The 25,188-nt window shown below is 71.0% G+C and carries 20 protein-coding genes; 13 read left to right on the top strand and 7 right to left on the bottom strand.

The window, feature by feature from the left end:
- The first annotated feature begins 43 nt into the window (after nucleotides 1-43).
- From CA12_RS03230 to CA12_RS03220, 3 genes are read left to right on the top strand one after another with little or no spacing between them, the layout of a single operon-like run.
- Nucleotides 44-1,105: a prenyltransferase/squalene oxidase repeat-containing protein gene (locus CA12_RS03230; RefSeq protein ID WP_207622126.1), complete on the top strand. Its 1,062-nt coding sequence runs from the start codon at nucleotides 44-46 to the stop codon at nucleotides 1,103-1,105.
- Between the two features lie 2 nt (nucleotides 1,106-1,107).
- A complete protein-coding gene (locus CA12_RS03225; protein ID WP_165700522.1) occupies nucleotides 1,108-1,860 on the top strand; it encodes a class I SAM-dependent methyltransferase in 753 nt (250 codons plus the stop codon).
- A gap of 17 nt (nucleotides 1,861-1,877) precedes the next feature.
- Nucleotides 1,878-2,951: a phosphatidylglycerol lysyltransferase domain-containing protein gene (locus CA12_RS03220; protein ID WP_165700521.1), complete on the top strand. Its 1,074-nt coding sequence runs from the start codon at nucleotides 1,878-1,880 to the stop codon at nucleotides 2,949-2,951.
- Between the two features lie 94 nt (nucleotides 2,952-3,045).
- Here CA12_RS03220 and CA12_RS03215 read toward each other — a convergent pair whose 3' ends face one another.
- The 3 genes from CA12_RS03215 to CA12_RS03205 form a co-directional block, all read right to left on the bottom strand.
- Complete coding sequence (locus CA12_RS03215) at nucleotides 3,046-3,438, bottom strand: hypothetical protein (protein WP_145357456.1); 393 nt, start codon at nucleotides 3,436-3,438, stop codon at nucleotides 3,046-3,048.
- 73 nt (nucleotides 3,439-3,511) lie between these two features.
- Nucleotides 3,512-4,504, bottom strand: coding sequence for a hypothetical protein (locus tag CA12_RS03210; protein ID WP_145357455.1), 993 nt, complete (start codon nucleotides 4,502-4,504; stop codon nucleotides 3,512-3,514).
- Between the two features lie 83 nt (nucleotides 4,505-4,587).
- Nucleotides 4,588-5,859, bottom strand: coding sequence for an FG-GAP repeat domain-containing protein (locus CA12_RS03205; protein ID WP_207622125.1), 1,272 nt, complete (start codon nucleotides 5,857-5,859; stop codon nucleotides 4,588-4,590).
- A gap of 314 nt (nucleotides 5,860-6,173) precedes the next feature.
- Between CA12_RS03205 and CA12_RS03200 the strand changes: the two genes are divergently transcribed.
- Nucleotides 6,174-8,687: a hypothetical protein gene (locus CA12_RS03200; RefSeq protein WP_145357453.1), complete on the top strand. Its 2,514-nt coding sequence runs from the start codon at nucleotides 6,174-6,176 to the stop codon at nucleotides 8,685-8,687.
- Nucleotides 8,688-8,826: 139 nt separating this feature from the next.
- Nucleotides 8,827-9,603, top strand: coding sequence for a sterol desaturase family protein (locus tag CA12_RS03195; RefSeq protein WP_145357452.1), 777 nt, complete (start codon nucleotides 8,827-8,829; stop codon nucleotides 9,601-9,603).
- Between the two features lie 153 nt (nucleotides 9,604-9,756).
- Here CA12_RS03195 and CA12_RS03190 read toward each other — a convergent pair whose 3' ends face one another.
- Nucleotides 9,757-10,413 carry a hypothetical protein gene (locus CA12_RS03190; RefSeq protein ID WP_145357451.1) on the bottom strand — a complete coding sequence of 219 codons (657 nt, stop codon included), beginning with the start codon at nucleotides 10,411-10,413 and terminating at the stop codon, nucleotides 9,757-9,759.
- 555 nt (nucleotides 10,414-10,968) lie between these two features.
- Between CA12_RS03190 and CA12_RS03185 the strand changes: the two genes are divergently transcribed.
- From CA12_RS03185 to CA12_RS03170, 4 genes are all read left to right on the top strand, one after another.
- Entirely contained in the window at nucleotides 10,969-12,837 is a 1,869-nt protein-coding gene (locus CA12_RS03185; protein ID WP_207622124.1) for a pyrroloquinoline quinone-dependent dehydrogenase, read from the top strand.
- Between the two features lie 27 nt (nucleotides 12,838-12,864).
- Nucleotides 12,865-13,269, top strand: coding sequence for a hypothetical protein (locus CA12_RS03180; protein ID WP_145357450.1), 405 nt, complete (start codon nucleotides 12,865-12,867; stop codon nucleotides 13,267-13,269).
- Between the two features lie 710 nt (nucleotides 13,270-13,979).
- Nucleotides 13,980-15,590, top strand: coding sequence for a DUF1549 and DUF1553 domain-containing protein (locus tag CA12_RS03175; protein WP_145357449.1), 1,611 nt, complete (start codon nucleotides 13,980-13,982; stop codon nucleotides 15,588-15,590).
- A gap of 11 nt (nucleotides 15,591-15,601) precedes the next feature.
- Nucleotides 15,602-16,936, top strand: coding sequence for a DUF1501 domain-containing protein (locus CA12_RS03170; RefSeq protein WP_145357448.1), 1,335 nt, complete (start codon nucleotides 15,602-15,604; stop codon nucleotides 16,934-16,936).
- Nucleotides 16,937-17,014: 78 nt separating this feature from the next.
- On the opposite strand, the gene CA12_RS03165 is transcribed toward CA12_RS03170, so the two are convergent.
- The 3 genes from CA12_RS03165 to CA12_RS03155 are packed head-to-tail and all read right to left on the bottom strand — an operon-like array spanning nucleotide 17,015 to nucleotide 20,165.
- Nucleotides 17,015-18,247 carry a threonine/serine exporter family protein gene (locus tag CA12_RS03165; protein WP_145357447.1) on the bottom strand — a complete coding sequence of 411 codons (1,233 nt, stop codon included), beginning with the start codon at nucleotides 18,245-18,247 and terminating at the stop codon, nucleotides 17,015-17,017.
- On the bottom strand, nucleotides 18,244-18,816 hold the full coding sequence (gene mug / locus CA12_RS03160) for a G/U mismatch-specific DNA glycosylase (protein WP_145357446.1): 573 nt from the start codon (nucleotides 18,814-18,816) through the stop codon (nucleotides 18,244-18,246). The genes CA12_RS03165 and mug overlap by 4 nt, the downstream gene beginning before the upstream one ends.
- Nucleotides 18,813-20,165 (bottom strand): glycosyltransferase family 4 protein, encoded by a 1,353-nt coding sequence (locus CA12_RS03155; RefSeq protein WP_165700520.1) that lies wholly within the window; start codon nucleotides 20,163-20,165, stop codon nucleotides 18,813-18,815. Before CA12_RS03155 ends, mug begins: the two co-directional genes overlap by 4 nt.
- A 100-nt stretch (nucleotides 20,166-20,265) precedes the next feature.
- Here CA12_RS03155 and CA12_RS03150 point away from each other — a divergent pair, with 100 nt between their 5' ends.
- The 4 genes from CA12_RS03150 to CA12_RS03135 all read left to right on the top strand — a co-directional run bounded on the left by CA12_RS03150 (nucleotide 20,266) and on the right by CA12_RS03135 (nucleotide 25,183).
- Nucleotides 20,266-21,771, top strand: coding sequence for a sulfatase family protein (locus tag CA12_RS03150; RefSeq protein ID WP_145357444.1), 1,506 nt, complete (start codon nucleotides 20,266-20,268; stop codon nucleotides 21,769-21,771).
- 223 nt (nucleotides 21,772-21,994) lie between these two features.
- Entirely contained in the window at nucleotides 21,995-22,498 is a 504-nt protein-coding gene (locus CA12_RS03145; protein ID WP_145357443.1) for a type II secretion system protein, read from the top strand.
- Between the two features lie 281 nt (nucleotides 22,499-22,779).
- Entirely contained in the window at nucleotides 22,780-24,087 is a 1,308-nt protein-coding gene (locus tag CA12_RS03140) for a YkgJ family cysteine cluster protein (RefSeq protein WP_145357442.1), read from the top strand.
- Nucleotides 24,088-24,403: 316 nt separating this feature from the next.
- The gene (locus tag CA12_RS03135) at nucleotides 24,404-25,183 is read left to right on the top strand and encodes a hypothetical protein (RefSeq protein WP_145357441.1); all 780 of its coding nucleotides are present in this window, start codon (nucleotides 24,404-24,406) and stop codon (nucleotides 25,181-25,183) included.
- The last annotated feature ends 5 nt before the right edge of the window (nucleotides 25,184-25,188 follow it).

The following is a 25,188-nucleotide window of genomic DNA, read 5'->3' as shown; positions in this document are numbered from 1 at the left end:
TACTGTAACGGTCCCGAGTCCCCCGCCCGAACGGACGTCGCCGGTGTTTCGCATCGTATCCTCCGCCGTCCTGTGCGGAGTCGCGTTCGCCGCGGCGGCCTCCCCGGCGCCCGCGGTCGCGAACGTCGCCGCCCAGCAGCCGGACGCCGCCACCAAGGCCGTCGTGCGGCGGGGACTGGACTACCTCGCCCGCACCCAGAGCCAACAGGGCTACTGGGCGGCGGGCAACGGCGGCTACCGGGCCGCGATGACGGCCCTCGCGGGCACCGCCCTGCTGGCGGAAGGGTCCACCACCACCCGCGGCCGCTACGCCCCGAACGTGCGGCGGGCAGTCGACTACCTGTTGAGCGTCTCCCGCGAGAACGGGCTGATCGGGTCGGAGTCCGACAGCCATTACACCTACGGCCACGGCTTCGGCATGCTGTTCCTCGCCCAGGTGTACGGCGAGGAGGAGGATCAGGAGCGCCGCACCGAATTGAAGGGCGTGTTGAACCGGGCCGTGAAGTTCACCATCGCCGCCCAGACCAGCCGCGGCGGTTGGGGATACGTCTCCGCGAAGGAGGGCAACGACTTCGACGAGGGCAGCACCTGCGTGACCCAGGTGCAGGGCCTGAGGGCCTGCCGCAACGCCGGCATCCCCGTGCCCAAGGACGTGATCGACCGGGCCAATAAATATATCCGCGACTGCATGACCCCCGAGGGCGGCGTGCAGTACAGCATCAAGGGCGGCGGGGCGAGGCCGGCCATTAGCGGGGCGGCGATCGCCTGCCTGTTCAGCGCCGGCGAGCAGGACGATCCCATGGCCCAAAAGCTGATGGAATACTGCGAGAAGAACATCTGGCCCGCCGACGGCGGCGCCAGCGCCGGCTACGGCGGCTACTGGCATTACAAGCACTTTTATTACGCCCAGGTCATGTACCGCGACCCGGAGCGCTGGCCGCAGTACCGCGACTTCCTCGCCGGTCAGATCCGCCCCAAGCAGACCACCGGCGGCCCCAACGACGGCGCCTTCGTCGACGGTCAGATCGGCCCCGCGTACGTCACCGCGATGAACTGCACCATCCTGCAGCTCGACAACGGCTTCCTGCCGATCTACCAACGCTGAGCGTGGCCGGGTCGCCGCCCGCGGCTCCGCAACGCCCGGCTCCGCAACGCCCGGCTCGCCCGCTGCGGAACTACGACCTCGTCGCGGGCGTCTACGACCTCGGCTGTCACGTCTATAGCGGCGGGGCGATCGCGGCGTCCAAGCGGGCGCACCTGCGGTTCGTGTCCGCCGGGGACCGGGTGCTGTATCTCGGCGTCGGAACCGGGGCCGAGGCCGTGGAGGCCTGTGCGAACGGGGCGGCGGTCACCGCGGTGGATCTCTCCCCGAAGATGCTCGCCCGGCTGCGGCGCCGGCTGGACGCGCGGGGGCTGGACGCGGAGCTGATCCTCGGCGACGCCCTCGCCCATCGGCGGAGCGGGCAGTACGACGCCGTCGTCGCCCATTACTTCTTCAATTTGTTCGAACCGGAGGCGATGCGGGCGGCGCTGCGGCAGGCGGCGGCGCTGCTCCGGCCGGGCGGACGGCTGATCGTCGCCGACCTCGCCCCGCCCCGCGGGGGCCGGCTGCGCCGGTTGCTCAATCACGCCTATTCCAAAGCGGCGACGGCGGCGTTTCTCGCGTTGCGTTTGGCCCCCTGGCGACCGAACTATCATTACGCCGCGGAATGCCGGGCTGTCGGACTCCAGGCGGAGGGAACGATTCCGTTCCGCTGGGCGGGCGCGGGGCCGATTTTCTTCGAAACGGTCGTCGCCCGCCGGCCGGATCGCCCCCCCACCAGGCCGCCGCCGACCCCCGGTCCCGCGGACCCGAACTGAGAACCCCCCGAGCGGATGTGAATACCCTTCTCGAAGCCCCCGCCCTCCGCTGCGAACCGGCCGAGACGGGCCGGGCGACCGCATTGCGCCGGTACGGCGACTTCACGCTGGCCTACAACGCCGCGACCCATCCCGGGATGCAGTATTTCACCGCCGGCGGGGACCTGGCGGACGGGTTCCTCGCGTATCGCACCGTCGGGCCGTACGCCTTCGTGCTGGGCGACCCGCTCGCCGGGGCGGACCGGCTGCCGGAGCTGGTGCGGGCCTTCACGGAGGAGCAGCGCAAGCCGGTGTTCGTGCAGGTCGGCGACCGCACCGCCCGGGCCCTGAGCGACCTGAACTATTTCGTCACCGATATGGGACCCGACCACCGGCTGGACCTGCCGGACTATTCGCTGTCCGGCAAGCCGAAGGAATGGCTGCGGTACGCGGCGAACTGGTGCGCCCGGCGGGACTACACGGTCGCGGAGGAGTCCGCGGCGGACGAACTGACGCCGGAGGAGGTGCGGGAGGTCTCCGAGGCGTGGCGGTCGACGCTGCCGCTGGGCACGCACGAGGTGACCTTCCTGAACCGCCCGCTGGTAGACGAACCGGAGCCGGACGTGCGGCGGTTCGTGCTGCGGGACGGCGACGGGACGGTGCAGAACTACGTCTTCTTCGACCCGCTGTACCGCGACGAGCGGACGATCGGCTACGTGACCTGCATCAAGCGGCGCCGGCCGGAGGCCCCCTCGCTGGGCGAGGCGGCGATCATGAAGCACGCCATCGAGGCGTTCAAAGAGGAGGACCGCGAGGTCCTGCGGCTGGGCCTGTCCCCGCTGGCCGGCGACGAATCGGGCGGGCGGGCGAACAACCCCCACCGGGAGAACAAACTGCTGGCGACGACCTTCGGCTTCGGGTTCCGGGCCGGCTGGATCAACAATAAAAAATACGCCCTGGCGAATCACGCGGAATATAAACGCCGCTTCCGCGGGGCGGAGGACCGCACGTACTACGCCGCCCGCACGTTCCTCAACACCGGGGCCATCCTGGCGCTGACCCGCATGATGGGGCTGCGCCGCTCCCTACTGGACTTCCGCCGCCCGCGGTGAGGACGGCTGGAGGAGATGTTGTGAGCCCGAAGCGCAAGCGAGGTTCGACTGCTCCGACCCTCACTTGCGCTTCGGGCTCACGAAAAATACGGCTCTAATCCTTCCGCATCTCTTCCGCGAAGCGGGCGACGGCGGCCTGGATCGCCCGGATCGAACGCAGCAGCACCGATTTAAAGTTCTCCGGCGGGTCGTGGAACGCCTCCACGGTGCACCACATGTTGTCCTTCACCCGGAACACCTTCGCCGCCTTCACCGCCCGGGTGACGTCGTGGGCCACCCGCACCGCCTGGGCCTTCTCCGGCAGGTCGTCCAGGCTCCAGAAATTGGCGAAGATCAGCCGGAAGAACTCCTCGTCCTCCTCCACGGTGATGATGTAGGTGCCGCCCTCGTGGCGGAAGAAGACGTCGCCGTCGTCGTCGATCTCCGCCCGGTAGCCCTCCTCCTCCAGAGAATCAACGTACATCTCGGCGCGCTGGCTGGCGTCCATCGCGGGGGCTTTCGATCGGGTCGCCGGGTGGGGAAGGGGGTGTTGCCGTGGGCGAAGGGACGACGGACCTAGATTACGACCGGGCGAGGGCGGCGGCGACCCGCTCGCTTTCGATCACCGCCCGGGGGGGGACGGCGTGGGGCGGGGCGGCGTCGGCCGGCGGAGCCCGGAACCAGGCGACCGCCTCCTTGGTCGCGTCCAGCAACTGACGGCTGCCCGGCGGGAAGCGTTCCGGCGCCGGGCCGAACCCGGGGGCGCCCTTCGGTCCGGCGGACTCCGCCCCCCGCAGGCCGACGACGGAACTCCGCGGCATCAGGCAGAGGCTCGCCTCCGCCGCCTTGAACAGCCCGAACCGACGCGGCCGCAGTTTGTCGCGGACCAGCAACACGTCGTCGCAGGGCGGCAACACGATCGGGGCGGCGTCCACCCAGGCGCACCAGGTACGGGCCGTGGCCGGCTCGCCGGGATCGCCCTTGCGGGGGTTCGGCAGGGCCGCCGCTCGGGCCAGCCGCAACTGCATCCGGGGGATGCCCGGGCCGTCCGGCGGCATGCGGTCCCGCCACTCGGCCCGGTGGGCGTTCCAGTCGTGGGCGGCGTCCAGCGCCGCGGCGGGCAGGGCGGGGGGCGCCTGCCCGCGGCCGGCGACCTGCCGGGCCGCCATCTCCGCGACCCGTTCCCACCCGTCGAGAAACGCCGTCGGATCGAACGGACCGGCGTCGCCGGTCTGGGGGTCCTCGGCGATCAGGTCGAATCGCGCGCACAGGGCGGCCAACTCCGCCGCGGCGGTGCGGGCGAAGAACCGCGGCACGAGCAGATCGATCGCGAAGGCCGCCACCGTGGGGTCCTCCGGGTTCGTGCCCCCCTCGCCGGCCGGGGCCAGATCGAGGGTGAACGTCACGCCGGTGTCGCCGTGCCCGTACCGCACGCCGGTCGGGGAACCGACGCCGGCCGCCTTCCCGAACAGATACGGCCCCCGGGCGGCGAGGTACGACCGCAGCGTCTCGACGCGCGGCGGCTCCCCGTCGGAGGACGCGTCGCTTGGCTTGAGGAACAGGTCGTAGCTCATGGGGGCATTCTTCCCGCCGCGGCGGCGGAATACACCCCCGGCGGTGAGCCGCTCTTTTCAAGAGAGCGGCTCACGGGAACGCGCTACGGCTGAACAGAGACGAACGCCCCGCGTTTGTTGCCGACGACCACGTCCGGCTTGCCGTCGCCGTTCACGTCGGCGACGTGCACCTGCGTGCCGACGCCACTGTTCGCGTCGATCCGGTGCGGGACGAACTTCGCCTCGCCCGATTTGGCGGAGCCGGAGGGGCGGGTCAGTTCGAACCAGTACAGCACCGGATCGCCGCCGGGGTCCTTATCGCCCTTCGGGCCGTGGGCCCAGAAGCGTTTGCCGGTGACGAGGTCCGTCAGGCCGTCGCCGTTCATGTCGGCGACGGCGAGGGCGTGCAGCTGGGAGAAGAGGACGGGCTCCCCGTCGGCGTCGGCGGCGGCGTTGTTCTGGTCGTCGCCCATGATTTCATGCTTCGTCCATTCCACCTGGCCGGCGTCCCCTTTGGTCTGCTCGAACCAGTCCAGGCCGTAGCCGTGGGCGTGCCGGCTGGCGACCACGTCGTTGTCGCCGTCGCCGTCCACGTCGAAGGCGTACAGCTGGGCGGCCTCGCCGGCGAACGGGTGCGGGTGTTCCTCCCACAGCGGGTCGCCCTCCAGATTCTCCGGCTGGCGGAGCCAGCCGTCCTTGGTGAGGAAGTCCTGGCGGCCGTCGCCGTCCACGTCGCCGACGCCCAGGCCGTGGGTGTACCGCTGGAGGCCCTGCTTCGGCTGGCTGATCGGGTGGAAGGCCCACGGCCGGCGGGGGTCCTCCGGGGCGGTGAAGTAGCCGTACATCATGTCCCGCTGGCCGATCACCTCCGGCGTCTCGTCGCCGACGACGTCCGCGAAGCCGGGCGATTCGTTGTCCACCACGGGGGTGAGCAGGTGGGTCTTCCACTGCCCGTCGTTGCGCCAGTCGCGGCCGTGGGCTTCGTCGTTTCCCCCCGCCTTGCCGGGGTTCTCGTGCCACAGGGCCGCCTTGCCGGGGAAGCCGATCGAGATCACGTCCGGGTAGCCGTCGTCGGTCAGGTCGGCGGCGAAGGTGAGGAACTCCTCGCTGTATCCCGTCGGGCTGACCGGCTGGCCGGCGTGGATCTGCCGGTGCTTCGTCCAGTCCGGGCCGAAGTAGACCATCGGGCCGACGATCACGTCGACGTGCCCGTCCTGATCGACGTCCGCGGCGGTGCCGCCCTCGGCGTAGAAGGTGTCCGTCAGGTGCCGCGTCGACCAGCCGACGGACGGGGCGGCGGCGGACTCCGGCGGGGCGTCGGCCGCCGGGGCGGTCAGCAGCAGAACGGCGAGCGGGGCGGCGAGCGGAACGGGCACGGGGGCGAACTCCGGGCGAGGCGAACGACGGAGGGAACGAGCGACGCAGCGGGCGCCGCGGGACACGCCCCCGAGCCTACCGGCCCCCGCGGGGCATTTCTTCGCCGACCGGCACGGCGCCTGCATGGGGGGCGACGCGTCGGACCGACCGGACGCGGGGTTTCTCAGGACCCCGCGGCCCCCCGTCCGGCCCGGCGGCGAGCGTTGTAAGAACGACCCTCGCCGACCCCGGATCCTGTCGATTCGACAATCCCTCGTTCGACGCCCGGTTCCGACACCCCGCACCTCATCCCCCGGCACGGACGCCGCTCACGATGACCACCTCCGCCCCGACCCACGGTCCCGCCGCCAACGGCTCCTCCCACGGCGCCCACGGGAGCCACAACGGTTCGTCCCACGGCGCCCACCACGGGGGCCCGTCGCAGGACGGGTCCGGGAACGGCTCCGCCGACGAGTTCCACCCGGAGTTCGGCGAGGGCCTCGACCCGGTGACCGGCAGCATCGCCGATTCCGTCGACCTCTGGCCGAACGGCGGCGGGTACGGCGCCTCCGCCCCCCGCTACGGCGGCGCGCACGCCCCGAACCAGCCCTTCGCCGGCCGCCCCGCCGGCCCGGCCCGGCCCGCTTCTGCCGCCTCCGTCTTCACCCCCCGCCCCCAAAGCTCCCGCGACCGGGCCGCCGAGCAGGCGGAGCAGTCCCGCGACCGCACCGGCGGCGCCGCGGACACCTGGGACATCCGCGAGGCCTTCCTGAACCTCGCCGCCGGTCGCCTGACCGACACTGCCCGCAACGACGCCGCCCGCGCGCACGCCTTCCTCACGCAGTTCGGCTTCGAGGCGGAGGACATCGCCAAGCTCCACTTCGGCCTCTACCCGGATCCGGCCGAGGTGGAGGAGTACCTGAAGCGCTGCGGCTTCGCCGAGGAGGCCGTGCGGAACAGCGGGCTGACCCGCGACCGCCGCGGCGATCGCCGCACCGACTGGGCCGGCTGTCTGGTCCTGCCGATCGACGACGAAACCGGCCGCTGCGTGGATCTGGCCGTCATCGATCCCACCCCCGGCCCGCACCGGGTGATGCAGGTCGGCCTGGTCCGCGGCGCGGACGAGAGCGGCGTGGTCGCCTACGGCCTGCGGAGCGCCCTGCAGGAGCAGCGCGGCGACCGCAAGGGCACGCTCACCCTCACCGAGGACCTGCTGGAAGCCTGCCTGCTGAACGCCCGCGGGTTCGGCCCGGTCGCGGCGATCGGCGGCGAGGGGAGCGCCTTCGTCGCCCGCCGCTGGGAGGAACTGGCCCGGCTGGGCATCGGCTCCGTCACGCTGGCCTTCCGCGAGGACGACGGCCGCCACGACGCCGTCCGCGACTGCCTCGTCCACGCCCTGCGGGCCCGCACCGCCCCGGAGGTGTACGTGCTCGAACCGACCGGCCCCGCCGACTGCGAAACCCTCGCCGAGACCGTCCGCGTGCACGGCGTCGCCGCCGCCGAGCGGCGGTTGGCCCACCGCTCGCTGGCCTTCCACGGGAAGGATTTCGGCGCCGCCCCCCGTCAGGGCGGGCTGCCCGACTGGGCGCACCGCGAACCGGCGCCGGCTCGTCCGGAAAGGGCGGCGCCCGCTCCCAAGCCGCAGCCGCGGTTCAACCGCACGCCGCAACCCCAGCCGCAGCGTGACTCGCTGGGCGACTTCCGCGAGCGGGTCCGGGCGGAACTGGCCCGCCTGCCGCACGGCGTCGAGCGCCGGGCCGCCGCGGAACTGTTCGCCGAGGTCGACGCCGCCCTCGCCGCCCGCGACTTCGACCGGGCCCGCGACCTGCTCTCCCGGGCCTTCGCCGTCACCCGCGCCGAGCGGGCCGAGAACGGCCGTTCCCGCTACACCGCCTACGGCGAAGCCGGCACCTGGGGCGAGGGCGCGAACCCGCACCGCGAGCCGTTGAACGACGAGTCCGGCCGCAGCTGGTTCTCCGCCCCCGGCCGCACCGACGGCCACGCCCGGGCCTGGGCCTTCGACGGCTACCGGGGCGAGGAACGGGACGCGACCTCCTGCACGCTCTCCACGATCCTGGACGAACTGTGCAACGCCGGCCGCGGGCCGGTGATCTGCGACCGGCTGCACGGCGAGACCGCCGCGGCGATTCGTCCGGGCTCCCTCACCGCCCTGACCGCCGCCGACCCCGCCGCCAGCCTGGCGATGGTCTGCGACCGGGTCGCGGACGCCCTGGACCGCTGCGACCACGCCCCGCTGACGGTGATCCTGCGGGACGCCTCCCCCGGCGCCTTCACGGCGATGCTGATCGCTCACCTGACGGCCCGTTTGAACGGCGGCCACGGCCTGACCGCCGGCGAGGTGGACGCCCGACTGGCCGGCCGCGACGCCGACCACCACTACACCGCCAAGCCCTGGCTGGCCGACGAGGCCGCCGACCGGCTTCGCACCCACGGCGACCGCCTGCGGGTGGTTGACGCCCGCGGGGCGGCCTTCGGCGAGGTGCTCCACACCCTGACCCGTACCGGCTCCCTGCACGCCCGCGGGTCTCAGGCGGAGGGTCAGAACCCCCACGCCGGCGGCGTGCTGTGCGACGCCGCGACGGCCGACGAGCTGTCCCGTTTGGCGGAGTTCGCCGCCGAGACTGGCTGCTGGGCCCTCGCCGCGACGGCCCCCTGCACCCCGGTGCAGCACACGGAGCCGGTCTGGTACGCCGCCGACGCCCGCGGCAGTTGGCAGCCGGAGCGCCCGACCCGCAACCGCTCCGTGGAGCGGGAGGCCCGCGAAAGCGCCCGCCTGCGGCAGTTCCGCGACCTCGTCGGCGAATGGATCGCCCGCGCCGCGGCGTGAGTGCGGATTCACTGAGTGGAGATGAACGAAGCCGGACGCGAGAGCGCCCGGCTTCGTTCCTGCGCGGCGTGTACTGTGTGCCGCCGGCGCCCCGCCCGCACGCCCTCGCACACACGGACCAAGGAACAGGATTCCGCCGATGTTCGATCGAAAGCTCTCCAGGTCCTTCAGCGCCGGCGTCAACGTGTCCACGGGGGAATTGGTCTGGTATCTCCTACTGGCCTCATTGGTTTGGGCCGTTCTCTATTTGGCGCTGAGAACTCGACTGCGGCATCGTCGCGTCGCGTCCCAGGAGCCGAACTCCCGGCAAATCGCTCGGGAACTTCTGCATTCCGTACGCAGCATCGCGATCTTCGGGCTGGTGACGACCTTGGTCGTGTTCGCGGAGCTGTCCGGCTGGACGCTGCTCTATAACGACCTCGACAAATACGGGTGGTGGTGGTTGGCCGTCAGCTTTCTGCTGATGGTGTTCCTGCACGACGCCTATTTTTATTGGACCCACCGCCTCATGCACCACGGCCGGTTCTATCGCCGGCTTCATCACACGCATCATCTGTCGACTAGTCCGACCCCCTGGGCGGCCTACGCCTTCAGTCCCTGGGAGGCGCTCGTTCAGGCCGGGATCGGACCGCTGATCGTGTTCACGATCCCGTCACACCCGTCCGTCTTCGCCGCGTTCATGCTCTGGCAAATCGCATTCAACGTCTATGGCCACTGCGGCTACGAGCTGTTCCCCCGCTGGTTCGTGCGGTCGCCGCTGGGCTTCGTTCTGAACACCTCGACGCACCACTCCCAGCACCACGAGAAGTTCCGTTCCAACTACGGGCTCTATTTCAACTTCTGGGACCGCGTGATGGGGACGAATCACCCGGCGTATCAGGCGAAGTTCGAGAGCGTCGGCGATCGCAGTTCGTAAGGCGGAAAACAGGCGGGGCGCCGGCGTGCCGCCAATACGGAACGAGGTGGACTGACCTGAGAGAACGGTCGACCTTCGCACCGCACGCTCACCCCGTCCGGCTCCGCGTCCGCCGCACCGGCCGCTGGGAGCGTGGCACCCCGGGGCAAGTGGCTACCTCGCACTCGCCCAAGGTGAATCTTCGAACGGTTGCGTATCCCATCCATCGCCGACGATATCGAACCTGAATATGTCGACTCCCCTCCCGGAGTTCTGGGAGTAAACCTTTACATCGAATGGCTCATCACGAGCACCCACGATGGCGTGCCGACACTCGTTCGGCAAAAGGTCGGGAATGAGAAACGAAGCTGACCAGGATCCATTCCTTCCACCGTCAATGCACGCAATCCGGTTTTGACCCAGCAGGTCATGTCTGCGAATGGCGTCTGAGTTGAACGTCACATCGATCTTTACGTTTTCATCGACGCCGGTCCCCTGATTTAGACACGCGGTCGTGATGAGGCACATTCCAGGCGGGATTGTTCCGGCTGGGCCGTAGTTGACGTAAATGTAGGGATCCCGGATTGGGTACGGAACGCTGACTGGGACGGGTAAGATTTTCTGGTAGGGGACGTGGCCTGCCGGTATGTGCAGCCCGGCGGGTGGGTCGTACGGCAAGGAGTCTCGTTGCACGTATACTAGGGCTATCGTCTCCGCGAAATTTGGGCCAGCGTTAAGCGATGATGGATTGACTAATGCTCTGCGTGCCCGGTCTTCGCCTTTAGTCTTCCATGATAATAATAGCTCGGCGGTGTATTCTTTCTCGTCCACGTCGATCAGGCGAGCGCAACTCTGGCACAGCCAGATCCCATTTGAGTGATGCTTTCTTTGTTCAGTGGTTAGCAGTGGATTGAATCGCGGACCGCCCACTGCGGCCGCTGTAATGTGTGCCGCGACACCCTTATTGGTGGATTTGTCAGACGCGTCGTTCGGACCGTACGTCGACGCGCAGCAAGAGGGATTGCAGCACATCGTGCCAGTTCTCTTCGCCAAGAGAAGTTTGGTGGCTTCGCTGAAGTCGTGCCTCACTGCTTTCTTCTCCGACGCAAAGGTCTTAGGTGTCGCCGCGACGCAAGCGGTCGCTGGTGAAGTCTACTTGTAGTTTGATACGCTTGTCGCCTCTGAGGACGGGCGGGTCACACTGCGTCCTGCCAGTGCAGTGGGACTATAAAGACAGTGCGACGTAGATGAGTCGGGCGAAACTCGTTTTGAATTTCGCGGCGTTCTCACAGTCGAAACGCCAGTAGTGCCGGCCGCGGTTGAGGATCCGGTGCCTCCCGCCCAGCATGGGCGCCCCGTCCGGTTCCGCCCGCGCCCCGCCCGCCGATGAACGCTCTCGCCCCGCTGCTTCTGGTCGGCCTCATCGTGCCGGCCGCCGATCCCTTGGCCGAGCCAGCCGATTGGCCCGCCGTGGGCGGGGATCGCGGGGGGATGCGGTTCTCGGAACTCGATCAGATCGACCGCTCCAACGTCGGGCGGCTGGAACCGGCGTGGACCTGGCACACCGGCGAGCTGGCCGATCGGCCCGGTAAGACGATCGAGTGCACGCCGGTGGTGGTGGACGGCGTAATGTACGTCACCACGAATTACCTGCGGGTGGCGGCGCTGGACGCGGCGACGGGGGAGGAGCGCTGGAGCTTCGACCCGCTCCGCGATCATCCGTACCCCTTTCAGCCCACCTCCGGCGGGGTGAACCGCGGCGTCGCCTGGTGGTCGGACGGCGAACCGGACGGCGAGCGCCGGATCCTGCACGGCACCGCCGACGGGCGGTTGTTCTCGCTGGACGCCCGCACCGGAAAGCTCGACCCGGCGTTCGGCGAGGGCGGCGTCCGCGATCTGCGGGCCGAACTGCCGCCGGCGGCCCGGCAGTTGCCGTACGGGCCGACCTCGGCGCCGGCGATTTATGAGGATGTGGTCATCCTGGGCGTCTCCAACGGCGAGGGGCCGGGCGTCGCGGCGCCGGGCGACGTGCGGGCCTTCGACGTCCGCACCGGGGCCCAACTATGGGCCTTCCGCACCGTGCCGGCCCCGGGCGAGTTCGGGAACGACACCTGGGCCGGCGACTCCTGGCAGAACCGAGGCGGAGCGAACGCCTGGGGCGGGGCGAACGTCGACGTGACGCGGGGTCTGGTCTTCTGCGGCACCGGGTCGGCGGCGTTCGACTTCTACGGCGGCGATCGGCACGGGGAGAACCTGTTCGCCAACTGCGTGCTGGCCCTCGACGCCCGCACCGGGGAGCGGAAATGGCACTTCCAAACGCTGCACCACGATCTCTGGGACCACGACCTCCCCACTCCGCCGGTGCTGACGACGGTCGAACGGGACGGCCAATCCGTCGACGCCGCCGCCCAGGTGACCAAGACCGGGCACCTGTTCCTGTTCAACCGGGAGACCGGCGAACCGCTGTTCGACATTGAAGAACGCCCCGTCCCGCCCTCCGACGTCCCCGGCGAGCAGGCGTGGCCGACCCAGCCGACGCCCGTCAAACCCCCGCCTTTCGCCGCCCGGCATCTGGACGAGTCGAACCTGACGAACATCGGCGAGGCGAACCGGGAGTCGGCCCTCGAACAGCTCAAGAGGTTCCGCCACGGCCCGGGCAACGCCCCGCCGAGTTTGCAGGGCACGATCGTCACCCCCGGCACCCACGGCGGGGCGAACTGGTCCGGGGCGGCGTTCGACCCGACGCGTCAATATTTGATCGTCAATTCGACGAACGTGCCGAACATTATGCAGCTCGTTCCGGCCTCCACAAATAACCGTTATCGCTATGGGCACGCGGGGTACGATCAGTTCCGGGATCACGAGGGCTACCCCGCAATCGCCCCGCCGTGGGGGTTGTTGACGGCGATCGACCTCAACTCCGGCGAGTTCGCCTGGCAGGTTCCGCTGGGGGAGTTCCCGGAACTGACCGCCCGCGGCGTGCCGCAGACCGGCACGGAGAACTTCGGCGGCCCGATCGTCACCGCCGGCGGGCTGGTGTTCATCGCCGGCACGAAGGACGAGCGAATTCGCGCCTTCGACGCCGCGACCGGGGAGGAGCTCTGGAGCGCCCAGCTGCCCGCGGGCGGCTACGCGACGCCCTGCACCTACGCGGTGAACGGCCGGCAGTACGTCGCCGTCGCCGCCGGCGGGGCCGGCAAACTCGGCACCCCCGCCGGCGACGCCTTCGTCGCCTTCGCCCTCCCCCAAGAATGAACCGCCGCCTTATCGGCCCTGACCCAGATGCCTGCCGAGTTCTCGAACGACGCGTCCCTCGTCGGCTGCTGGCGTGTCGAAGCGACCGACATGATCGAGGGACGAACCGTCAGCTTAATTGGAGGGCTGCCGGGCGAATACGTCGAGTTCACGGACGACGGCCGCTACCGCGTCGATTTACTGGATCGGCGGCCTTCGGAAGGTCCGTTCGAACGGGTCCGCTCCGACTTCGGTCCGGGATTAAACTTCTGGATTGAGGGGCTGGAAAGTTTGATCACCCGTTGCCTTTACGAAATCGACGGCGACTCGCTGACGATCTGCATCGCGGGCGACTACGGGCCCCGCCCCGTCGCGGTTCGTCGGGACGACGACAAGCTCTGGTGCGTGAAGACCTTTCGCCGGTGCGAGCGGCCGCGGCGTCGCCGGAAATAACCCCGGCGACGCCTTCGTCGCCTTCGCCCTGCCGGCGGAACGACCCGCGGCGGTCACTCCGTCGGTTCCCGGACCCGCCCGCCCCGCGGGGGCAAGTCGCCCGGCGGGGTCGCGGTTCGTTCGCGGAAGTCTCTGCGGCGCAATCGGTTCGGGAAAAACAGGTCCCGACCCCCCGTAGGGTGAGGGGCCGACCGCCCCGCCCGCACCGGACGCAGGCGGCCGCCGGCGTCCTCGCGGGGCGGGCGACGCGGCCGACGTTGGTGACGGACGCCGCGGAGTTCGCCCCCGCACCGGTCGGCCCGCGACCGGCCGGTGCGAACCGCCACCCCGCCCGTCGGCACGGACGCCGACCCCGCCCCGCCTTCCCCCGGGAGAGTCCTTAGGCGTCCGCCTGAGCGGCCCCGGGCACGGCGGGCGGTCGTTCCGAAGCCCGGCCCCTGTTTCCCGTGAACCGGGGCGCCGGAGCCCGTATTCCACCTTCTCCACTCCTGCCCCGGCGTACACCGGCCGGGCCGACGATCCGTCGGGCGGGGCGGCGACCGAACTGCGTGCTGCGAGAACCCCAGGCGACAATTCGATCCGCGACCCGACCGCGGGGCTGGCGCCCCGCGGTCGGGTTCGCCGCTGCGCCGACCGACGTTTTCCTGCGCCCCCACGGGGCGCGGTCGCATTGGTACACTGTGAATCCCGTCCCGAACGCTCGCCCCGCCGTGATCGCGCCGCTCGCCGCCTGCTTGCTGGTTCTGAGCCCCGTCGCGGGGGGCGAAGCGGAACCGGGCGACGCTGCGGCGGCGATCGCGGCGACGGTCGACGAACACTTCGTCGTCGCCTGGGCGCTGGAGGGCGTCACGCCGGCCGAACCGGCGACGGACGAGGCCTGGTTCCGCCGGGTGCACCTGGACCTCACCGGCCGCATCCCCACCGCCTCGGCGGTGCGGGACTTCGTGGACGCGCACCCGTTCGGGGCCGACGACGCGGCAAAGCGGGCCGTGGTCGAGGGGCTGCTGAACGGGCCCGGGTACGTCACGCACTTCACCGCCGTCTGGCGGGACGCGCTGGTGCCGGAACTGACCCGCGACCAGCAGGCCGCCTTCCAGCGCCCCGGGTTCGAAGCCTGGCTGCGGAACGCCCTCCTCGAGAACCGCCCCTACGACGACTTCGCCCGGGAACTGCTCACCGCCGAACTGGCCGCCGCGGACATGGAGGCGACGCCCTTCGGCCCGCAAACCGGCTCCGCCGGGCCGCAGGCCTTTTATACGGCTCGGGAGACGAAGCCGGAGGAACTCGCCGCGGCGACCACCCGGGCGTTCCTGGGCACCCGGCTGGAGTGTGCGGAGTGTCACGATCATCCCTTCGACCACTGGAAGCAGGAGGAGTTCTGGCGGTTCGCCGCCTTCTTCGGCGGGCTGGAACGGGACACGGACCGCGGCGGCCGGCTGGGCGAGTTGCGGGAACGCACCGACGCCACCGTGCTCCAAATTCCGCCGGAGGTGACGCTCAAAAGCGGCGTGACGGAAGTGCCGGCGACCTACCTCGACGGCTCCGCCCCGGTCCTCATCCCCGGCCAGAGCCCGCGGAGCGCTCTCGCCGAACGGCTCGTCGCGCCGGAGAACGACCTGTTCGCCCGGGTCGCGGTGAACCGGCTGTGGGGCCTGCTGTTCGGCCGCGGGATCGTCGACCCGGTGGACGACTTCGGCGAGTTGAACCCGCCCTCGCACCCGGAGTTATTAGACAAACTGGCCGAGCAGTTCGTCGCCTCCGGCTACGACCTCAAAACGCTACTGACCGGCCTGGCGCTGAGCGACGCCTACGGGCTGTCGTCCAAGCACGAGAGCGACCCGCCGGGCGATCTGTTCGCCCGCTACCCCGTCAAACCGCTGCCGGCGGCGGTGTTATACGACAGTCTGGAGCGGGCGACGGGGCGGTTCACGCCCTTCGACCCGACCGACGGCGGCAACCCGTTCATCATGCAGGAGGACGCCCGGGCGGAGTTTTTGAATACCTTCCGGGACGACTCCGAACGCCCCGCCGACCGCCGCACCAGCATCCTGCAGGCGCTCAGCCTGATGAACGGCGGGCTGGTCGCCGAGAGCGTGGACCTCCGCCGCAGCCGCACCTTCGCCGCGGCCCTCTCCGCCCCCTACCTCGACCGCGACGGCCGCCTGGACGCCCTGTTCCTGGCGACGCTCTCCCGCCAGCCCTACCCCGCGGAACGGGAGGAACTAAACGCCTACGTCCACGCCGCCGACGACGAGGCCGAGGCGCTGGCGGACCTGTTTTGGACGCTGCTGAACAGCAGCGAATTCAGCACAAACCACTAACGAGCTTTTTGATGTCCGTCCTCTCCCGCCGCCGGGCCCTGCAAGCGTTCGCCGCGAGCGCGGCGGGGGCGTCGATGTCCGGCTGGCTGCCGGCGCTCGCCGCGGCGGCAGGTGATCAGACGCCGCCGCGGTCCGTCATTCTGCTCTGGATGACCGGCGGGCCGAGCCAGCTCGATACCTTCGATCCCAAGCCGAACCACGAGAACGGCGGGGAGTTCAAGGCGATCGACACCGCCGTGCCCGGCGTGCAGATTGCCGAGCACTTGCCCGGCATCGCCCAGCGGCTGGACCGCTGCGCGATCCTGCGGACCCTCTCCACCCCGGAGGGGGACCACGGCCGGGCGACCTATCTGGCCCGCACCGGCTACCGGCCCGGCGGGGCGATCGACTACCCCACGCTGGGGGCGGCGATCTCCAAGGAGTTAGCCGCCCGGCCCGACCGGGCCGAGACCGATCTGCCGGGCTATATCTCCGTCGCCCCGTTCCGGCTGGCGAACCCGGCGGCGTTCGGCAGCGGGTTCCTCGGGCCGGAGTTCGCCCCGCTGGTCGTCGGCGAGGGGGCCGGCGACCCCAATGCGACGGGCGGGAACGCGTTGACGGTTCGTAACCTCGCCCCGCCCCGCGGCGCCGGCGGGGAGCGGATGCAGCGGCGACTCGAATTGTTGTCGAATTTCGAGTCCTCCTTCGCCACGAACCGTCCGGACGCTGCCCTCGTGGGCCGCCGGACCGCCTACGAAAAGGCCGTCCGCATGATGGGCGGCGCCGCCGCGGGGGCGTTCGATCTGGAGAAGGAACCGGCGGCGCTGAAGGACAAATACGGCCGCAGCCCCTTCGGGCAGGGCTGCCTGCTGGCCCGCCGACTGGTGGAGCGGGGCGTGCCCTTCGTGGAGGTGAGCCTCAACGGCGTGACCGGCGGCGAAGCCTTCGCCTGGGACACCCACGCCGACAACTTCGAAGCGGTGAAGGGGCTCTGCGGGGTGTTGGACCCGGCGTGGAGCACGCTGCTGGACGACCTGAACGACCGCGGTCTGGGCGACACGCTGGTCGTCTGGATGGGCGAGTTCGGCCGCACGCCGACGATCAATCCGCAGGGCGGCCGCGACCATTTCCCGATGGCCTGGAACGCGGTGATGTGCGGCGGCGGGATCGTCGGCGGCTCCGTGGTGGGCGCCACGGACGAGGCGGGGATGGAGGTGACGGACCGGCCGATCAGCGCCGCGGACTTCGCCGCCACCCTCTGCCGGGCCGCGGGCGTGGACCCGTGGCGGGACAACCTCAGCAACGTCGGCCGCCCGATCCGCCTCGCCGACCCGGAGGCGAACCCGGTGGAAGAGATTCTGGCGTGAGGCTTCATGGTGAGCCCGAAGCGCAAGTGAGAGTGGACGGCTCCGAACCTCGCTTGCGCTTCGGGCTCACAAGAGACCCTAACTCAACCGCTCCCCCGTCCCCGGCCGTTGGGCGACGGCGACGTTGGCGAACAGCAGGCCCGTCACGATCGCCGCGGCGATCAGCAGCGTATTGAACACGGATTGAAACGACCGCATCTCGTCGTGGTCGAGCAATTGCGTGACGCTGTTAAACCCCACGCTGCCCGGCACCAGTAGGAGGAGCCCCGGCAGCAAGGTGACCAGCGCCGGCCGCCGGCGCCAGCGGCCGACGGCGTTGCTGAAGGCCCCCACGGCGAACGCCGCCACCGACGGCCCCGCCAGCGGGCCGAGCAGCGCCACGCCCAGCCGGGCCCCAAAAAAAGCCACGAACGCCGCCACGCAGATCCAGCCGAAGTCCCGCGCCCGCGCCTGAAACAACACGGTGAAGGCCAGCGAGGCGACGAACAGGCTGCCGGCGACCACCGCGTCGCCCAGCCCCGCCTCCGGCCCCGGCGCCGCGGGCTCGGCGACCAGGGCGACGAGGCTGCGGCCTAACTCCACCCCGAAGCCGATCATCATGAGTTGGGCCACCGCCCCCGCGAACCGGGCGGAGCCGGAGACGAGGTTCTGGGCGGCCAGTTCGTTCATCGCGATCGTCAACGTGAGCCCGGGGATGAACAGAATCAGAGCGCTGACCGTCACGATCGCGGCGGCGAGGTCCGGCAGCAGGACCGCGGCGCCGATCGCCGCGGCGGAGACGAGCACGCTGCTGCCGGGAAGGAGGAGACGTTGCAGGCCGGGCCGCTTGGAGCTGAGCCAGGCCAGCGTGCCGACCAGCAGGGCCAGCGCCCCGGCGAGGGCCGCCTCGGGGGCGCCGCCGCCGAAGAACGGGGCGGCGGTGACGCCGACCAGCCCGGTCGCCGGCACGGTCCACGCCGGGCCGAACCGCGGCGGTCGCTCCACGATCGCCCGCACGGCGGTCCGTCCCGCGGCGGCGTCGGTCGCCCCGGAGGCGATCGACGCCTGCAGGACGTATAAATCGCGGAGCTTGGCCAGATCCACCTCCCCGGGGGAGACGCGGATCATCGTCGTGCGATGCTCCCGCGGTTCGCCGAAGCCGAACGAGATCGAGGTCGGGGCGGCGAAATACTGGGCGGCGACGCCGAGGGCCGTCGCCGTTTCGGTCATCAATTCTTCCAGCTCGTGAGCCGGGGCGCCGAAGCGGTGCAGGGCGCTCGCCAGTTCGATGATGAGCGGCGTCGCCTCGGTCAATTCGGTCTCGGAATTCATCGGCCCTCGGCCCCGGCCGTGCCGAAGACCGCCGCCCGCAGTTCGCCGAACAGGCGGGCGAAGTCCGGGCGTTGATAATGGGCGTTCAACCCGCTGGGGTTCGGCAAGACCCAGACGTCCGCCCCGCCGACGGTCCGCTCCTGCCGGCCGATCACGGCTCCCGGCTCTGCGAAGGCGGTGCGATAGGCGGTCACGCCGAGGAACGCCACCGTCCGCACGCCGTTCGCTTCGACCTTCGCCGCCAGCTCCTCCGCCCCCTCCTCCAGTTCGTCCCGGCTCAATTCGTCCGCCCGGCGGGTGCCGCGGGGGGCGAGGTTCGTGATCCCGCAGCCGTACGTTAACAACTCCTCGTTCTCGGAGGGGTGAAACAGCCGCGGGGTGAAGCCGCCGTCGTGCAGGGCGGGCCAGAAGCGGTTGCCGGGGCGGGCGAAGTGGCAGCCCGTCACGACGCTATAGAGGGACGGATTAATGCCGCAGAACAGCAGTCGCACGCCGGGGGCGAGCACGTCCGGCGTCGTGCCGTTCTCCGCGGCGGCGAGTTGCGCCTTCGTCACCCGGAACCGCGTCATCCGGCGCCCGGCCGATTGGCGATCCGCTTGCCGGGGACGGGGGCGTTCAGGATTGCCTTGAACCGCTCCGCGACCGCCGTCGGGCCGTGCACGGCCCGCACGCCGGCGTGCCCCGCGGCGCCCAGCGCCCGGCGACGGTCGGGGTCGTCGTGCAGCGCTTCCAGGGCGGCGGCGAGGGCGCGGGCGTCGCCGGGCGGAACCAGCACGCCGCCCGGCACGCCGTGCAATAACTCCGGAAACGCGCCGTGGGCCGGCTGCACGCAGGGCACGCCGCAGGCCCAGCCCTCCAGGACCGGCAGGCCCTTGGGCTCCCGATAAACCGTCGGCACGCTGAGCACGTCGAATCGCTGAAGAATCGACGCCTTCTCCGCCAGCGTGTTCGGGGCCCCGGCGTATTCAAACCCGTTTCCCCACGACTTCGTCCGCTTTTTCAACCCCCGAAAATACCGTTGATCCCGCGGGCCAAGATATCCCCCCGCCAGCAGCGCCCACTGCACCTCCGGCCGGCGTTCGCGGAGCAGCTCCATCGCCTCGACGAGGTTGTGCAGCCCTTTTTCCGGGCAGATGCGGGCGAAATAACCGACGGTGAACGGCCCCTCGTTCGGCCGCTCCGCGGGCGGCGCCTCCGGAAAGCCGTTCGGCTCCAATAACAGCGGCAGGGTGCGGAAGCGGTCGCGGGGCAGGGCGAGGGTGTCCGCCATGTGGTCGGCGTAGTACTCGCTGTGGGTGAGGAACCCGGTGAAGCCGTGGCAGTCGTCGCCGGCCCGGTCGGAGATCATCGCCAGCGCCGCGGACTGGTGCGGTTCCCGCAGGGCGTTCAGAAAGATGTCGTCCCCCTGCAGCGTGCACCAGATGGGGCCGTCGAAGCTTTTGCGCAGCTCCCGCACCGGGCCGACCAGCAGGGCGTTGCTGAACACCACCGCGTCCGGTTTGAGCCGGTTCACGATCCAGTCCACCAATTCCTCAATGCCCCGCCGCTGGGGGCCTAACTCGCCGCGTAATAAATCGATCGTCAGCGGCCCGAGGTTCGCGGCGTCATTGGAGACGCCCAGCTTGGAACTGAGCTTCAGCGCCCAGCGGCTGTCGAGGAACCGCACGAACCACCGCGGCAGCCGGCCCCACAGCTTCGACTGGTGTTCGAGGTACAGGTTGATGCCGCCGAGGAACACCCGCCCGCGGCCCGGGCCCAGCAACGATTCGTCCTTCGTGTCGAGAGTCAGGGGAGTATATGTGGGGATCAGGGAGACCTCCTCGCCGCTGGCCATGAGGGCGCGGGCGAGGGCGTTGTCCTGCAAACAACTGCCGCAGAACATCCCGGCGCCGCCGGCGGTGACGATCGCGACGTGCATGAACGGACGGGGAGCGGCGGGGGGCTCGGGTGGAAACGGTGGGAATCGGGGGGCGGGGCGATCATAGTCGGCCGGCTCGTCCCGACTGGAAGTTTCGCCGATGTCGCTGTTCGTTCTACTCGCCGCCGCGGTTCTCGCCCCCGCCGATCCGGCCGGACCGGCCGCCCAACAACCGGCCGCCGATCGGCCCGCCGACGCCCGGCCGAACGTGGTGGTGATCCTCGCGGACGACATGGGCTGGGGCGACCTCGGGGCGAACAACCCAGATTCGAAGATCCCCACGCCGCACCTGGACGAACTGGCCGCCCGCGGCCTGCGGCTGACGGACGCCCACAGCCCCGCGGCGTGGTGCACGCCGACGCGGTACTCCCTCTTAACGGGCCGCTATTCCCGCCGCGGCCGCCCGTGGGATTGGAACGAACGCCCGCAGATCCCGGAGGGCACGCCCACGCTGGGCAGCGTCTTCGCCGACGCCGGCTACCGCACGGCGATGGTCGGCAAGTGGCACCTCGGCTTTGAGGGGCCGGACGGGAAGCCGCTGAGCGAAGAACGGACCGGAGAACACCGCGGCGGGCCGGTGGACCGCGGGTTCGCGGACTACTTCGGCATCCCGGCGAGCCTCGATATCCCGCCGTACTACTTCCTCCATCATCGCGCCGCGGTCGACCCGCCGAGCCGGCATGTTGCGGACTCCGCCTCGCCGGGGTGGAGCCCGATTCAGGGGAACTTCTGGCGGGCCGGCGGGAGCGCCCCCGCGTTCGAGCATCAGAAGGTTCTGCCAGCCTTCCGCGACGCCGCCGTGGCGGCGGTGACGAACCCCACGAAAATGGGCGAGCCGTTTATGCTGTACGTCACCCTCGCCTCGCCGCACACGCCGTGGGCGGTGAAAGGCGATCCCGCCGACTATCAGGGCGGGGTGGGCCTCTACGGGCAGTTCGTCCACGAGACGGACGCCGCCGTCGGCACGATCCTGGCGGCGTTGGACGAAGCCGGCATGACGGAAAACACCCTCGTCGTGTTCACCAGCGACAACGGCCCGGTCTGGTACGACGAGGACGAAGCGCAATACGGCCACGCCAGTGCCGGGCCGTACCGGGGGATGAAGGGGGACGCCTGGGAGGGCGGGCACCGCGTGCCGTTCTTCGTCGCCGGGCCGGGGGTTGCCGGGCTTGGGGTGGCGGGGGGGACGAGCGACGCCCTGACGCTGCACACAGATCTGCTGCCGACGCTCGCCGCCGCCTGCGGGGTGGACCTGCCCGCCGGGGCCGCCCCGGACGGGGTGAACCAGTGGCCGGTCTGGAGCGGGCAGACGTCAACGGCCCCCCGGACCGAGGCGCTGCTGGAGGCGACGGGGGAGCGGGACTTCGTCCGGCTGGACGACGCCGAGGGCCGCTGGAAACTGATCCCCTGGCGGGGCAGCGGGGGCTTCAGCAAGCCGAAGATCGAGCGGCCGCAGCCGGGAGAGCCGGTCGGGCAGTTATACAATCTTGCCACGGACCCCGGGGAGCGGGATAATCGGTACGACGACCGCCCGGAAAAGGTCGCCGCGCTGACCGCCGCCCTCAAGCGGCTGCAAGCGACGAGCGCCCCGGCCGAGGCGAACTGACCGTCGCGTCGTTCAGGGAGGAGCGGCGAGAATCCGCCGCGCGCGGCGGGATTCGGGGCCCGATCCTACCGTCCGCGCCCGGCCGTGCGGCCGACGCCGGCCCGGCGAGCGGGGATCGTTCGGTCCCCGGCCGGTTCTGATTTGCCGACCGCCCCGCGGCGGGCATCGTTCCGGCGGCCTCCCGGAGGAGCCGGCCGCGCCCCGTCCCCCTGATCTTCCCGCCATGACCTGTTCTGGATCGCCCGCCGCTTCGCCCTCCGTCCGCCCGACGCCGGCGGGGCGGGGCGGGTTCACGATGATCGAGGGGCTGATCGCCGTCGCGCTGATCGCCCTGCTGGCAGTCACGGTTCTGCCGCAACTGCACCCGGACGCGGCGACCGGGCAGGACGAACAGCTCCGCGAGCGGCTGTACGTGCTCCGCGGGCAGATCGAGCTGTACCGCGTGCAGCATGACAACACCCTGCCGGGCGTGACCGGGCCGCTGCTGGACCAACTCACCCGCCGGACCGACCGGGCGGGGAACGTGGGCGAGGGCGGCGATCACGTGTTCGGGCCGTATCTCGTGGGCGACGCGTTCCCGGAAAACCCGCTCACCGGCCGCAGCGACGTGCTGGTCGTCGACAAGATGCCGTCCGCGCCCCCCGCGGACGCCGCCCACGGCTGGATCTACGAGACGACCACCGGCGACCTACGGGCTGCCGGCGACGCCGACCGCTTCGCCTGGTGAGGGCGGCGATCGTCTTGCCCCCCTCTCCCTTAGGGAGAGGGGCCGGGGGTGAGGGTGACGAAGGGTTCACCCGCTCCCGCTCATGCAGTGAGGCGGCGGTCGAACGGTGAGCGAGCGGCCCCTTGAACGGCGATCGGGCGCCGCTGCCCCCTCACCCCCGACCCCTCTCCCCCAAAAGGGGGCAAGGGGGGACGGCGATCGGACCCCCGGGACATTGCCCGGCGGGTCTTCCGCCGTAGGGTGAATGGCGTTCCCGCCTCGTTCCCGCGTGCCGTCCGCCGTTGGCCGTTCCCCTTCAACTCCCGACGATTCAGCACTGGACCTGCCGGTCCTGCGCGGGGTGCTGTCGGGAACACCAGATCGAAATCACCGACGAGGAACGCGACCGCCTGGCCGAGCAGGGCTGGACCGCGGCGAACGCCCCCGGCGGCGTGGAGCCGGTCGTGCCGCTGGGCGCCGGGTCGCGGTTCGTGTCGGCCAAGTGGCTGCCGGCGGCGTTCAAGCGGCGGGCCCGGTTCCGGTTGAACCACGCCCCGGACGGCGCCTGCGCCTTCCTGCGGCCGGACGGGCTGTGCGCGGTGCACAAGGAGTTCGGCGAGGCGACCAAGCCGCTGGCCTGTCGGGTCTATCCGTACGCCTTTCACCCCTCGAAAAAGGGGGCGACGGTCAGTCTGCGGTTCAGCTGCCCCACCGTGACGGCCAACGGCGGGGCGGCGGTGACGGAGAACGCCGCGGAGATCCGCACCCTCGCCCACGACGTGCTGCCGGCCGGTTACAAAGGGGGCGAGCCGCCGCGGCTGTCGCGGTCGCAGGCGGTCGGCTGGGCGGACTTCGATCGCATTCGCGGGGCGCTGACGGCCTGCTTTACAGAGGCCGGCCCCTTCGCCCCGGCCCTGCTGCGGGCGGTTTATATCGCGGCGCTGGTGGACCGGTCGGACTTCGCCGCCATCAGCGGGCGGCGGTTAGGGGAGTTCCTCGATCTGGTCTCGAACGCCGCCGCGGAGGAGCTGCCGGCCGATCTGCAGGAATACGACCCGCCCACCCGGGCCGGGGAGCTGGCCTTCCGCGGGGCGCTGGCGAAGTACGCCCACAAGGACACCGCCGCCGCGGCCGCCGGCGGGTTGCTGCCCCGGCTGCGGCGGGTCTGGGGGGCGACGAAGCTGGTGTCCGCGGCGGGGCTCACCCCGCCCGGGTTGTGGGCCGGGCCGGTGCCGGTCGCCCGGCTGGCGGAGGCCGCCGGCCCGCTGCCGCCGGGGGCCGACGAACTGTTCGCCCGCTTCGTCCGGGTGAAGCTGGACGGGTTGGCGTTCTGCGGCCCGGCGTTCGACGGCTGGCCGCTGACGGACGGCTTCTTCGCCCTCGCCCTGACCTTCCCGCTGACGCTCACGCTGGCCCGCTGGCGGGCCCTCGCCGACGGCCGCGACCGGCTGACCTTGGAGGACGTGCGGGAGGCCCTGCGGCTGACGGACCACCACCACGGCTACGACCCCGGCACGACCGGTTCGAACCACCGCCGAACCGTCCGCCAACTGCAGGGCGCCGGCGACCTGGCGAAACTGATCGCCCGCAGCGCCCGGCCGCCGGGCTGATTTGGGTTCCCCCCACCAACCCGAAGCGTCAGCGAGGGCCCCGCCCGCGCAGCGGGTGGCGTTCGGACCGGCGAACCCTCGCTGACGCTTCGGGCTGGTGAGGTCCGAACCGGAAGCGGCCCGCGACAAACCCCCCGGAAAAACAGGGGATGACCAGGGGCGCTTCGCCTGCGAAGGGCGTGCCGAACCGCCGTTGACCACACTGCCGGGGTGATTTACCGTTGGATTCCCATCCCCGCGTCCCGTCGCGCGCCGCCGGGCCGCTCCCTGGCCCGCTGCGACTCGGGCTGCGATTCCCATGACGGGAGCCTCCGCCGTGTCCACCGCGACCCCGGCCGCCTTCTCGGCGTCTGCCGATTCGTCCTCCGCCGAGCGGTCCGGCACGGCCCGCCGCCGGTCGTTCGGGGGGACGATCCTCACGCTGCTGGTGGGCTTCGTGCTGGGGGCGTTGACGGCGGCGGGTCTGGCGGTCTGGTACCTCGCCGACGGCACGCCGGACTTCTACACCGAGGCCCTCGAGGAAACGCCCCCCGCCGAGCTGCGGGAGCAGGCCGAGGCCTTCGCCGACCGCACCGTCGAGCTGGCCCGGGACATGGAGTACGGCAACTCCTGGGAGCAGCGCTTCACCCAGGACGAGGTGAACGGCTGGCTCGCCGAGGGCCTGCCGGAACGCTTCGGCGATCAGATCCCCGGCGGCGTGTCGGACCCGCGGGTGGACCTCACCCGCCCGGGGTTGGTGCGGCTGGGCTTCCGCCTGACCAGTTCCAAGTTCGACGGCGTGGTCAGCCTCGCCCTGCGGCCGGAGATGCGGGGCCCGAACCAGGTGGCCCTGCACGTCGAGGGGCTGATGGCCGGGCTGTTCCCGCTGGACCCCCGCACGTTCGCCCCGCACGTCTCCAAGTTTCTGGAGAAGTACCACGTGGATCACGAGTGGGACCTGGCCCCCGGCGAGGACGCGAGCGCCCCGCCGGCGCTGATCGTCACCCTCAATGCCCGGGACGCCAACCGGGCGGTGTTGGAAGAGGTGGAGATCGACGACGGCGCCGTCCGCGTCGCCGGCACCCGCGCCCCCGCGGTGCGTCTGACCCGCCGCTGAGCCGG

It is taken from the genome of Alienimonas californiensis, from assembly GCF_007743815.1.
GTDB lineage: Bacteria > Planctomycetota > Planctomycetia > Planctomycetales > Planctomycetaceae > Alienimonas > Alienimonas californiensis.
Note: the sequence above shows the minus strand (reverse complement) of the source record. Positions and strands in the feature narration are given on the sequence as shown.

Bases quoted from the DNA above. Each gene is read 5' to 3' on its own strand.
- CA12_RS03215 (WP_145357456.1), bottom strand. From the start codon at position 3,438: ATGGACGCCAGCCAGCGCGCCGAGATGTACGTTGATTCTCTGGAGGAG.
- CA12_RS03210 (WP_145357455.1), bottom strand. From the start codon at position 4,504: ATGAGCTACGACCTGTTCCTCAAGCCAAGCGACGCGTCCTCCGACGGG.
- CA12_RS03200 (WP_145357453.1), top strand. From the start codon at position 6,174: ATGACCACCTCCGCCCCGACCCACGGTCCCGCCGCCAACGGCTCCTCC.
- CA12_RS03195 (WP_145357452.1), top strand. From the start codon at position 8,827: ATGTTCGATCGAAAGCTCTCCAGGTCCTTCAGCGCCGGCGTCAACGTG.
- CA12_RS03185 (WP_207622124.1), top strand. From the start codon at position 10,969: ATGAACGCTCTCGCCCCGCTGCTTCTGGTCGGCCTCATCGTGCCGGCC.
- CA12_RS03180 (WP_145357450.1), top strand. From the start codon at position 12,865: ATGCCTGCCGAGTTCTCGAACGACGCGTCCCTCGTCGGCTGCTGGCGT.
- CA12_RS03170 (WP_145357448.1), top strand. From the start codon at position 15,602: ATGTCCGTCCTCTCCCGCCGCCGGGCCCTGCAAGCGTTCGCCGCGAGC.
- CA12_RS03165 (WP_145357447.1), bottom strand. From the start codon at position 18,247: ATGAATTCCGAGACCGAATTGACCGAGGCGACGCCGCTCATCATCGAA.
- mug (WP_145357446.1), bottom strand. From the start codon at position 18,816: ATGACGCGGTTCCGGGTGACGAAGGCGCAACTCGCCGCCGCGGAGAAC.
- CA12_RS03155 (WP_165700520.1), bottom strand. From the start codon at position 20,165: ATGCACGTCGCGATCGTCACCGCCGGCGGCGCCGGGATGTTCTGCGGC.
- CA12_RS03150 (WP_145357444.1), top strand. From the start codon at position 20,266: ATGTCGCTGTTCGTTCTACTCGCCGCCGCGGTTCTCGCCCCCGCCGAT.
- CA12_RS03145 (WP_145357443.1), top strand. From the start codon at position 21,995: ATGACCTGTTCTGGATCGCCCGCCGCTTCGCCCTCCGTCCGCCCGACG.